Annotated in this window: 10 protein-coding genes and 1 pseudogene; 4 read left to right on the top strand and 7 right to left on the bottom strand. The window is 71.1% G+C overall.

What is annotated here, in order from left to right:
* Positions 1-64 precede the first annotated feature (64 nt).
* The 6 genes from ABZ826_RS37780 to ABZ826_RS37755 all read right to left on the bottom strand — a co-directional run bounded on the left by ABZ826_RS37780 (position 65) and on the right by ABZ826_RS37755 (position 5144).
* A complete protein-coding gene (locus ABZ826_RS37780) occupies positions 65-430 on the bottom strand; it encodes a hypothetical protein (protein ID WP_361458915.1) in 366 nt (121 codons plus the stop codon).
* A gap of 466 nt (positions 431-896) precedes the next feature.
* Positions 897-1499, bottom strand: coding sequence for an MOSC domain-containing protein (locus ABZ826_RS37775; protein WP_361458913.1), 603 nt, complete (start codon positions 1497-1499; stop codon positions 897-899).
* Positions 1489-1752, bottom strand: a complete 264-nt coding sequence (locus ABZ826_RS37770; RefSeq protein ID WP_361458911.1) for an acyl carrier protein — start codon at positions 1750-1752, stop codon at positions 1489-1491. Before ABZ826_RS37770 ends, ABZ826_RS37775 begins: the two co-directional genes overlap by 11 nt.
* Positions 1728-2288 (bottom strand): nitronate monooxygenase, encoded by a 561-nt coding sequence (locus ABZ826_RS37765; RefSeq protein WP_361458909.1) that lies wholly within the window; start codon positions 2286-2288, stop codon positions 1728-1730. Before ABZ826_RS37765 ends, ABZ826_RS37770 begins: the two co-directional genes overlap by 25 nt.
* Positions 2289-2487: 199 nt before the next feature.
* Positions 2488-4038 (bottom strand): acyl-CoA synthetase, encoded by a 1551-nt coding sequence (locus ABZ826_RS37760; protein ID WP_361458907.1) that lies wholly within the window; start codon positions 4036-4038, stop codon positions 2488-2490.
* A complete protein-coding gene (locus tag ABZ826_RS37755) occupies positions 4035-5144 on the bottom strand; it encodes a nitronate monooxygenase family protein (protein WP_361458905.1) in 1110 nt (369 codons plus the stop codon). Before ABZ826_RS37755 ends, ABZ826_RS37760 begins: the two co-directional genes overlap by 4 nt.
* Positions 5145-5326: 182 nt before the next feature.
* On the opposite strand from ABZ826_RS37755, the gene ABZ826_RS37750 reads away from it, so the two are divergent.
* The 3 genes and pseudogenes from ABZ826_RS37750 to ABZ826_RS37740 all read left to right on the top strand — a co-directional run.
* Complete coding sequence (locus tag ABZ826_RS37750; RefSeq protein WP_361458903.1) at positions 5327-7177, top strand: serine hydrolase; 1851 nt, start codon at positions 5327-5329, stop codon at positions 7175-7177.
* Between the two features lie 576 nt (positions 7178-7753).
* On the top strand, positions 7754-7906 hold the full coding sequence (locus tag ABZ826_RS37745; protein ID WP_361458917.1) for a hypothetical protein: 153 nt from the start codon (positions 7754-7756) through the stop codon (positions 7904-7906).
* A gap of 28 nt (positions 7907-7934) precedes the next feature.
* A pseudogene (locus ABZ826_RS37740) lies at positions 7935-8057 on the top strand (IS256 family transposase); the annotation flags it as partial.
* On the opposite strand, the gene ABZ826_RS37735 reads toward ABZ826_RS37740, so the two are convergent.
* On the bottom strand, positions 8054-8824 hold the full coding sequence (locus ABZ826_RS37735; protein ID WP_361458901.1) for an MBL fold metallo-hydrolase: 771 nt from the start codon (positions 8822-8824) through the stop codon (positions 8054-8056). The pseudogene ABZ826_RS37740 and the gene ABZ826_RS37735 sit on opposite strands and share 4 nt — an antisense overlap.
* Positions 8825-9104: 280 nt before the next feature.
* Between ABZ826_RS37735 and ABZ826_RS37730 the strand changes: the two genes are divergently transcribed.
* Complete coding sequence (locus ABZ826_RS37730) at positions 9105-10325, top strand: MFS transporter (protein WP_361458899.1); 1221 nt, start codon at positions 9105-9107, stop codon at positions 10323-10325.
* Positions 10326-10416: the final 91 nt, after the last annotated feature.

Here is a 10416-nt window from a genome sequence, read left to right as displayed (position 1 = left end):
AACGCTACACCGGCAGTTCCGCTCTCATCGCGGGAACGCTCAAGTGGGAAGGGGCCTCCTCCGTTCAGCGGCGTGACGTGGTGGCCAGGCAGCAGCACGGGGGAAGGCACAGGATCGCGTCCGGGCTACATTGCGGCGTGGACCGTGCGGACCGCCCCGAACGCGGCCACCACCCCGGCGCCGGCATAGAAGCCCGGGACGGCGCGGGACCTCCGTGGGGTCGGCGGCGGGCCAGTGCCTCGGCCCCCGTGACGGACGGGCCGACGTCGAGTGAGTCCGCGACGAGGCGCGGCTGCGGCCGGGCCGCAGTGGTGCCCGCTCCGGCGGTGCCGTGGTCGATCAGCACCGCGAGGTCGGCGCGCGGGCCCATGTCCGGGGCACGGAGCAGGACATGGAGGGCGAGGTGGGCCGCCGCGGCAGGTGAGCTCATGAGCTCATGCGTGCGGAGACCGGACGGGAGACGGTACACGGCCGACACCGTGGGCACGGGTGGTGGTATGCGGGGAAGCAGGTCATTGCCGCCGTCCGGCCCGGCCGAAGGCGTGGGCGGGGTGTGCCGGGTTCGGCGCTGTGGGCCGCCCGGCAGTCTTCGGGCGATGTCCGCCAGCAGGTGGGTGATCGCCGTCGGGCCGACCGCGTCGGCACCGCCCACGATGCGTAGTTCCGGGCCGTCCAGGACACACTGAGTTCGGCCCGCAGGCCGCCCGCCGCCAGGCCCCAGTCCCCGGAGACGGTCCGGTGCCACTTTGCCGTTGCCGGCCCCGCGGGCGCGGGTGGGGTGTGCACGGCTGCCAGGGCCACGCGGACGGCGTCGCGCAGTTCGGCGGGGCTCGCGGCGGGTATCTGTACCCGGACCTCCGAGGAACGGGGGTTTCCCGGAGGTGTGCCGGTGCCGGTCACGGGCGGTGCTCCTCGGTGCGGGGCGGTCGTCTCAGCGGTGCCGGAGGGTTCGTCGGCGCCCGGACGGTGAGGTCGCCGCCGTGGCCCACCGGGTCCCCGACGTGGATCGGGCCGCCATGGACGATTTCGGCGCGCAGCCCGCCTCGGTGCAGGAGACCGCGCACCAGGCCGGGACGGGTCAGCTGTTCGAGACGGACACAGGGTTCACTCAGCCGAAGCCCGCGAAGCGTCACCCCGCCGACCCGGAATTCCGTGCCCACCAGCGGATTGAGCCGTATGCCCTGGCATACGACGTTGCGTCTGCACTGCGCGGGCGACAGCTCGATGGCGGTTTCCCGGGCCAGGGCTTCCAGGGCTTCGATCTCGATCAGGGTGACGTCGCAGACGCCGGAGGCGCGGCCGCTGCCTCGACCCGGGCGTCGCGGTCCGTCCCCCGCCCAGTAGTTGCGGTCGCTCGCCAGGCCGCGTCCCGCGACGGCGCGGGCCTGCGCGACGGAGTAGGTGGGTGCACCGGCGACAGGAGCCAAGTGCACGGAGACGACCCGTCCGTACTCCACGATCCGGCCTGCTTCGGTCGGCCCCGCCGTACTACGCGTCATGCTTCCCCATGCTCGTGGCCTGCGGGGAAAGGAAGTCGTCGTGGATGGCCCGAAGCGAGCGGAATCGGTCCACATCCAGTTCCCGCAGGGGGAGTTCGCGGCCGACGAGGTCTTCCAGCAGCAGGATGAACTCCATGAAACCGAGGGAGTCGATGAGCCGGTTCTCGATCAGATCGAAATCGGCCGGGATCTCCCCGGTCTCCGGGTTCCTGGCCAGCAGCCATGCGGTCACCGGCTTGAGCGCTTCTTCCATGGCCCACCTTCCGTGGAGGTGACGTGGGTTCGGCCGGCCGCCTCATGGGGTCGGCGGAATCGTTCGACGAGGACGGCGGCCGGGTGCTGTCCGGCGACCCGGGCACAGGACCGGCCGCAGTACATGGCCATCTCCTCGATCCGGCCCACCGTCCCCGTCACCGGGACCGCCGCGCTGTACCGGGGAACGGGGAATCGGCCGCCTCCCGCTCCGGTCGTCGCGATGAAGGTCGCGGGGTGCCGGGGCACCGTCCCCGTCCGGGCGTTGTGCAGTACGCGGTGCGGGCGGGCGGGCCAGCCGATGTCGAAGCGTGTGGTGACGACGGTGTCGTTCGCCGACGCGTCGACCACGCGCTGTTTGTAGTACGGGTGTGCGGCGGACTCCACCGCGGGGACGAAGACAGTTCCGGCCATGGCCCCGTCGGCGCCCTGCCCCAGGACCCGCGTCAGGTCGGCACCGGTCGCGACGCCGCCCGCCATCGCCAGCACGGCGTCGGGGTGCCGGGCGCGTGTGGCGTACGGCGAACGAGGGGGCACGGATGGTCCCCGGACGCCCTTGCCGTCCGACAGCCGAATGTCTCCGCGGGCTGCCTTGATCCCGGCGCGGCGTCCCGTCGGCAAGGGCCGTTCGTGACGCGCGACGCCGGTCCACGGCATGGTGGTGCGCGATGCCGTGCGGGGTGCGGGTCGGGGCGGGTTCGGGCACGGCGGGGAGCCCGGGGAAGCCCGGACGTCCTCACAGCGCCCTGCTGCGCCCTTCCCAGTACGGGTCGCGCAGCCGCCTCTTGTACAGCTTTCCGTTGGGGTCGCGGGGCATCGCCTCGATGAAGTCGATGCTCCTGGGACGCTTGTACCCGGCGAGGTGATGTGCGCAGTGGCTCAGGATCTCGGCGGCGAGCGTCCCCCCTGCCTCGCGCCCCCCGGCCGGTTCGACGACGGCCTTGACCTCCTCGCCCCAGTCGGGGTGGGGAATGCCGAAGACGGCGGCGTCGGCGACCGCGGGATGGCCGAGGAGCACGCCCTCGATCTCGGCGGGGTAGATGTTGACACCACCGGAGATGATCATGTCGATCTTGCGGTCGCGGAGGAAGAGGTAGCCGTCCTCGTCGAGGATGCCCAGGTCGCCGACGGTGAAGAAGTCGCCGATGCGGTTCTTCCTCGTCTTCGTCTCGTCCTTGTGATAGCTGAAGCCCCCGGTGTTCATCTTCATGTAGATGGTGCCGAGTTGGCCCGGCGGCAGGCGATTGCCGTCGTCGTCGAAGACGGCGAGTTCGCTGATCGGCCAGGCTCTGCCCACCGTGCCCGGTTTCTTCAGCCAGTCCTCGGCGGTGGCGAAGGCGCCGCCGCCCTCGCTGGCCGCGTAGTACTCCTCGACGCATCCCCCCCACCAGTCGATCATGGCGCGTTTGACGTGGTCGGGGCAGGGCGCTGCGCCGTGAATGGCGTGGCGCATGGCCGTGACGTCGTAGGTCCGCTTCACCCCGTCGGGCAGGGCGAGGAGGCGGTGGAACTGGGTCGGGACCATGTGCGTGTGGGTGCAGCGGTGGGCGTCGATGAGCCTCAGCATCTCCTCGGGGGTCCATTTGTCCATCAGGACCAGCGGATGCCCGATGTGCAGGGACGCGCCCGCGAACTGGAGGACGGCCGTGTGGTAGAGCGGTGAGCAGACCAGGTGGACGTTGTCGTCGAAGGGTTTGATGCCGAAGATGCCGAGGAATCCGCCGAGGTGGCTCTCCTCGGGGAGCTTGCCGGAGAGCGGACGCCGGATGCCGCGCGGTCGGCCGGTGGTGCCCGAGGTGTAGTTCATGACCCAGCCGAGGGTGCGGACCTCGGGCGGCGCGTCGGACTGGCCTTCGAGCAGTTCGGCGTACGGGCGGAAGCCGTCGACCGCGCCCACGGCATAGCGGTGGGTCGCCGGGAGTCCCGCCTCGTCGGCGGCGGCGCTCGCCGCCGGTGCGAACCGCTCGTGGGCGATGAGCACCTTGGCGCCGGAGTCGGAGACGATCCAGGCGATCTCGGGGCCGACGAAGTGGTGGTTGACGGGTACGAGATAGAAGCCCGCCTGGGCAGCGGCGAGGTAGGCGGTGAAGAACTCGACCCCGTTGGGCAGGACGACCGCGAAGGCGTCGCCCCGTCGGAGCCCGGCCGCCCGCAGTCCGTGGACCAGGCGATTGGCCGCGGCGTGCAGCCTGCCCGCCGTCCAGCTCTCGCCGTCGGGCGCGATCAGGACCGTGCGGCCGGGATCGGCGGCGGCCTGGGCCCAGAAGCCGTTGGGCGGCCGGTTCATGAGGCGCTCCGTCCGGCGATGAGGTTGATCCGGTCCACGGCACGCTCGAAGCCGCGGGTCAGGTCGTCGAACACGGCCTGGACGCTGCGTTCGCTGTTCATCCTGCCGACGATCTGGCCGACGGGGGTGCCGAGCAGGGCTCCAGTCTCGTACTTCTGGATGCGCGAGACGGCCTCGGCCACCAGCAGCCCCTGGAGCGGCATGGGCAGGGCGCCCGGCCCCGCCGGGTCGTCCCACGCGTCCGTCCACTCGGTACGGAGCTGGCGTGCCGGCTTGCCGGTCAGCGCACGGGAACGGACGGTGTCACCCGAGCCCGCGGCGAGAAGCTTGCGCGTCAGCGCGCGGGAGTGGAGGTCGGCCTCCTCCGTGGTCAGCCAGAGCGACCCCAGCCAGACGCCCTGGGCACCGAGGGCGAGTCCTGCGGCGATCTGCTCTCCGCTGCCGATACCGCCGGCGGCCAGGACGGGGAGCGGTCCCACGGCATCGACCACGTCCGGTACCAGGACCATGGAGGCGATCTCACCGGTGTGGCCGCCCGCCTCGTATCCCTGGGCGACGACGATGTCGATGCCCGCGTCCGCGTGGTGGCGGGCGTGCTTGGCGCTTCCGGCGAGCGCGGCGACGAGAACGCCCTGGTCGTGGGCGCGCCGCACGATGTCGGCGGGTGGCGGTCCGAGGGCGTTGGCGAGGAGTTTGATGGGGTGGTCGAAGGCGACGTCGAGCTGGTTGCGCGCGACCTCCTCCATCCATCCCGTGATGCGCCAGCCCGACTCGTCCCCCTCGGCCAGCTCCGGTACGCCGTGCTTGGCCAGGGTGTCCTGGACGAACCGGCGGTGCCCGGCCGGGATCATCGCCTCGACGTCGGCCTCGGTCACCCCCTCCACCTTCTTCGCGGGCATGACGACGTCGAGGCCGTACGGCCTGCCGCCGGTGTGCTCCTGCATCCAGTCGAGATCGCGGGCCAGGTCGTCGGGGGCGGTGTAGCGGACCGCGCCGAGCACGCCGAATCCGCCGGCCCTGCTGATGGCCGCGGCCACCGCGGGGAACGGCGTGAAGCCGAAGATGGCGTGCTCGACTCCCAGTTTCTTGCTCAGCTCCGTCTCCATGGGCCGCAGGATGCCGCAGCCGGACATTCGAGGGAAGACATTTTCTGATGCAGTGTCAGATTCTTTGTGACACCGGGGTACTCCGTGACGGCGGTGGTGACAGTAACCTCTGCGGCGGAAGGAAGTTTCATCACCGGACGAAGATTCGAAAATTACTTTCAGGCAGCGGGAAGGGGTTCCGAATGAGCGAGGACGCGGCCGGCGGAGGGATCAGCCGACGCAGGCTGGGCGGTGGGATGCTGGCTCTGGGCGGGGCACTCGCCCTGGCGCCGATTCCCTTCGCGGAGCGGGCGGCGGCCATGGAGTCGGAGGCGGAGTCGTCGGGCATGCGCACAGAGGCCGGTACGGACGCGGCGTCGGCACAGGGACGGCCGACGTTGCGGCGCGGATCCGCCGCTCGCGCCGGGTTGTTGCAGGGTCCCCTGGACCAATTGGTCGCCGATGCGGAGAAGTTCCTCTCCGCCTCACCCAAGCACCCGTGGTACGCGGGCGCGGTACTGCTCGCCGGGCGGGGCGGCACGGTGGCTCTGCACCACCCGATCGGCAAGGCCGTGCGCTACGCGGCGTACGGCGAGAAGACCGACACGGGCGTGGAGTTCCCGCCCGATCAGCAGATCGCGATGGCCGAGGACACGATCTTCGACCTGGCCTCGGTGTCAAAGCTGTTCACCTCGATCCTGGCCGTGCAGCAGATCGAGCTCGGGACACTGGAGCTGGAGGCGAAAGTCGCCTCGTACCTGCCCGAATTCGCCGGTGGCGGCAAACAGGACATCACGGTCCGTCAGCTGCTCACGCACACCTCCGGGTTCCGTTCCTGGATTCCGCTGTACACGGCGCCGACGCGGGAGGGGAAGCTTGAGCTGCTGTGGAACGAGGTGCCGGCCAACGCGCCCGGCACGGTGTACCTCTACTCCGACCTCAATCTGATCTCGTTGCAACTGGTCCTGGAGAAGATCACCGGCCGCACGCAGGACGTACTGCTCCGTGAGCGCATCACCGCTCCGCTCGGGATGCAGCGCACCCGGTACAACCCGCCGGCCGCCTGGAAGCCGAAGATCGCCGCGACCGAGGACGCGCGGCCCCCCTGGTCCGGCCTCGACCGCGGACTGGTCTGGGGCGAGGTGCACGACGAGAACGCCTACAGCCTGGACGGTGTGGCGGGCCACGCCGGGGTCTTCTCCTGCGCCTGGGACCTCGCGATCCTCGCCCGTACGCTGCTCAACGGCGGGGTGTACGGCCGCGCGAGGATTCTCTCCGAGGAATCGGTCGATCTGCTGTTCACCGACTTCAACACCGCGTTCCCCGGCGATGCCCACGGCCTCGGTTTCGAGCTGTACCAGCACTGGTACATGGGGGCGATGGCGACTCCTCGTACGGCGGGCCACACCGGCTTCACCGGCACCAGCCTGGTACTGGACCCGACGACCGACTCGTTCCTGATCGTGCTCGGCAACTCTGTTCATCCGGTGCGCAGTTGGCGCTCCGGGAGCGCGCCGCGCGCCGCTGCGGCCAATCAGATGGCTCGCGCCGTCGCCGTCCGCCCCACGCGAGGACGCACGGCGTGGTTCTCCGGACTGGCGAGCGCCACGACGGCCACGCTCACGCTGCCCGCACTGCGACTCACCTCATCACGGGCGGCGCTGAGTTCGGCCCTGTGGTGGGACACCGAGCCGGGGTCCGACGTCCTCTTCCTGGAGGCGTCGGCGGACGCCGGGGCGAGCTGGCAGCCGGTGCCGTTCACCACCGTGCCGATGGCAGATCACGACCACCGTGAGCCCGAACCCCGTCCGACGGGTTCGGTCTCCGGCTGGTCCGGCCGGATCTGGCACCGTCTCGACGCGAATCTCGCCGCATGGCGCGGCAAGGAGGTGCGACTGCGGTGGCGTTACGCCACGGACCAGCTGTACGTGGGACGCGGGGTGTACGTGGACGCCGTCCGGGTCGAGGACGGCAACCGGACGGTCTTCGACGAGAACCGGTCCGGCGATGCCGCGCGCATCGAGGCGCTGGGATGGACCGCTTCGGCTGACTGAGGAGGACCGCACGGGCCGCACGGGCCGCGGCGGACGGGGTAGACCGGGAAGACCGGGGCGGATGCAGGGGCCACCGGGTCCGCCACCGTTCGCGGCAGGCCGGTCGGCCACGGGCCGGCCGTGGCGAGGAAGGGCGTCCCCCTTCCTCGCCACGGTCACAGCGGCCGGACGGCCGGTGCCGTGTCGAGGGCGCCGGGCACCAGGGCGGCGGAGATCCGCGGTGCGACCGTGCCGGGCGGGCCGGTCCCGTCCCGGTCCGGACCTCCGTGCGCCGCACCCGGTACCGCGCGGCCGCCACGGTGCCGCCGTGGATCGCCGGCGCGATCGGCCCGGTTCCGGGGGTGCGGCATCGGCGCCCACTTCGACGGGGACGGGCCCGGGGACGGATGATGCTCCGTTGATCCCTTCTCCGTCGCCGCAGGACTGGACACGTACCGAACGACTGGACGCCGACCGGTTGACAGAGGCCCTGTACGCCGAGGCCGGTGTCCGGCCGATGGTCGAGGGGCCGTGTCCGGGGGGAGAGACGGGTGCCGCCTATGTCCGGTGGCCGGACGGTCACCGGTCCGTGCTGAAATGGCGGCCGGACACGCGGCCCATCAGGACCAGGACACAGTAGTGGGCCTGGCCCAGGCGGACCCGGAGCGTGGCCTGTCGTCCAGCGACTATGTCTACGTGTGGGCCGACGTCGTGCGGAGGTGGACCCAGTGCTGGGCGGGGAAGTCGTAGAACGCGAGGAGCTCGTCGACCTTCGCCGGTCGAGTCCGCCCAGGAACGCTGGCGAGCGATCACCGCACCCCCCGTCGTCGCCCTCGTCCGCGCAGGCGCCCGCTTCGAGAACGGCCTCCTCGTCGAACGCCCCGAGGCAGTCGCGGCCTAACCGATTGAGAACGTGGCACCGGGGGCGGCGTAGTCGACGGGACCGTCGAACCGGGCCGAGGCGCGTGCCACCGCCTGCTGCGGTGTGAGGAAGCGGCCGACGTGCGTGACGATCAACCGGTCCGCCCGGGCTGCACTGGCTGTGTCGCCGGTGTCCTCAGGCGTGTGGTGCACCTGTTCGCCCTCGGCCGGCGCCTGCGCGCTCTCGGCCTCGCACAGCAGCACGTCGCACCCCTCGGCCAGCTGCGTGAGGCCGGGGCACGGCGCCGTGTCCCCGGAATAGACCAACGACCGGTCCCCGGCCTCGATGCACACGGCAAAAGCCGGGATGCCGTGCGCCACTGCCCGGCTGGTCAAAGTGAGTGCGCCGACGTGCACCTGATGCCCGTCGTGCAGTTCATGGACCGCGAAAGCGGATTCGACCGGGCTACGGGTCGAGGTGTTGGTGAGGAAGTGGGCCAACCGGTCAGCGATGCCCGGCGGGCCGTACAGCGGGATGGGCGCGGCAAGTTGCACGTCCGCGAAGAGCGCACCGTAGTAAGCGGTGAGCAGGTCCGCGCTGTGATCGGCGTGCAGGTGCGAGGTCCAGATCGCGTCCAGCTCATCCAGCCGGACATGCCGTTGCAGCTGGGCCAGCGTCCCGCTGCCCGCATCCACCCAGACCCGGGTATCGACGCTGGACACCAGATAGCCGGAGCAAGGGTTGTCCACGCTCGCATGGGGCGTCGCGCACCCCAGGACGGTGAGCTGGAACAGATCGCTGGTCATCCAGGGAGTCCAGAACGCTTGATCCACAGGTATTGACCATTTCTCCGAATACGCACGGATGGACCCGGACGCGGGTCTTCCGGCCCGGCTCCCGGGCCGCCGCAGGTGCGCACGGCACACTCCCCCCACACACACCGCCCCCTGCACGCCGAGGAACGCTCGGGCGGCCTCGGGGACGTATCCGTGCGACTGCCGCGCCCTCCCGGAGCGGTCGTCCACGCGCCGCTTCGACCGCTCCCGAGGACAGGTAGGGTGCCCGCTGGGCCACCTCGGGAGGATCATGAAGACCACTGCCACGCACTCGGTAACCCCCTTGACACCACTGCGAGTTGCGGCCTTCAGGCGATTCGTGCTCGCCAATCTCGTCTCGGCCACCGGATCCGCGATGGCGCCCCTCGCACTCGCCTATGCGGTGATCGGGCAGGGCGGCGGAACCGGCTCGCTCGGCGTCGTGCTGGCCACGAACTCCGTCCCGACGATCGTCCTCACCGTCGCGGGCGGCGTCCTCGCGGACCGACTGTCGCGCAGCCGGATCCTGTTTCTGGGCAACCTCCTGTCCGCCGCGGCACAGGCGGTGCTCGCCGTGCTGGTGGCCACGCATCACGCGACGACCGTGTCGATCGCCGCGTGCGGATTCGTGTCGGGGGTCGCCGTGGCCTTCACCGCGCCGGCCGCGACGGGCGTGGTGGGGCAACTCGTCGCGGCGGAGCACCTGCAACAGGCCAATGCCCTGGTGCGGCTGCCGAACAACGCCGTGAAGGTCCTCGGACCCGTCGTCGGAGGGGTCATCGTCGCGATCGGCGGTCCGGCGTGGGCCCTGTCGTGGGATGCGTTCACCTTCCTCGTCGCGGCACTCCTGCTGCTCGGTCTGCGCCTGGGAGCGCCGGTCACGACCGGAAGCGCCCTGGCCGACCTGCGGGCGGGCTGGGCCGGATTCCGCGCGCGCACCTGGCTGTGGACGTACACCGCCGCCGGAACGGTCGTGGTCGCCGCATGGCTGGCGGGCTTCCAGCTCCTCGGCCCGGTCGTCGCCACGGAGCACTACTCGGGGGCGCGTTCCTGGGGGCTCGTCCAGGGCGCGTTCGCGTTCGGTCTGCTGGCGGGGACGGTGGTGTGTCTGCGCTGGCGGCCGCACCGCCTGCTGACCGTCGCTGTCATCACCGGATCCGCGCTCTGCCTGCCGCCGACGGCGCTGGGGCTCGGCCTGGCCCTCCCGTGGGTCCTGCTCGGTGCCGTGCTCGCGGGCATCGGTCTGGATGTCGCCATCGTGGCATGGAACACCGCGCTCCAGCAGCACGTGCCGCAGGAGGAGTTGGGCCGTCTGAGCTCGTTCAACGGTGTCGGGGAACGCGTCGCCATCCCACTCGGCTACCTCGTCGCCGCTCTCGCCGCACACGCCTGGGCCGATCGGACCGTGCTCCTGGTCTGTGCCGGTGCCATCGTGGCCGCCACGGTCCTCAACCTGTGTGTACGGGACGTGTACCGCGTCAACCGGGTCTGAGAGCCTGTCGGGTGGCTGATCATGCGTGATGCGTGACGGTCGTGATCTGCCCTCCGGGCATGGAGACGGCCCCGGAATGATCACGTGGTGT

The organism is Streptomyces sp. NPDC047515, from assembly GCF_040643055.1.
In the GTDB taxonomy this organism is placed as follows: domain Bacteria; phylum Actinomycetota; class Actinomycetes; order Streptomycetales; family Streptomycetaceae; genus Streptomyces.
Note: the sequence above shows the minus strand (reverse complement) of the source record. Positions and strands in the feature narration are given on the sequence as shown.

Bases quoted from the DNA above. Each gene is read 5' to 3' on its own strand.
- ABZ826_RS37780 (WP_361458915.1), bottom strand. From the start codon at position 430: ATGAGCTCACCTGCCGCGGCGGCCCACCTCGCCCTCCATGTCCTGCTC.
- ABZ826_RS37775 (WP_361458913.1), bottom strand. From the start codon at position 1,499: ATGACGCGTAGTACGGCGGGGCCGACCGAAGCAGGCCGGATCGTGGAG.
- ABZ826_RS37770 (WP_361458911.1), bottom strand. From the start codon at position 1,752: ATGGAAGAAGCGCTCAAGCCGGTGACCGCATGGCTGCTGGCCAGGAAC.
- ABZ826_RS37760 (WP_361458907.1), bottom strand. From the start codon at position 4,038: ATGAACCGGCCGCCCAACGGCTTCTGGGCCCAGGCCGCCGCCGATCCC.
- ABZ826_RS37755 (WP_361458905.1), bottom strand. From the start codon at position 5,144: ATGGAGACGGAGCTGAGCAAGAAACTGGGAGTCGAGCACGCCATCTTC.
- ABZ826_RS37750 (WP_361458903.1), top strand. From the start codon at position 5,327: ATGAGCGAGGACGCGGCCGGCGGAGGGATCAGCCGACGCAGGCTGGGC.
- ABZ826_RS37745 (WP_361458917.1), top strand. From the start codon at position 7,754: ATGGCGGCCGGACACGCGGCCCATCAGGACCAGGACACAGTAGTGGGC.
- ABZ826_RS37735 (WP_361458901.1), bottom strand. From the start codon at position 8,824: ATGACCAGCGATCTGTTCCAGCTCACCGTCCTGGGGTGCGCGACGCCC.
- ABZ826_RS37730 (WP_361458899.1), top strand. From the start codon at position 9,105: ATGAAGACCACTGCCACGCACTCGGTAACCCCCTTGACACCACTGCGA.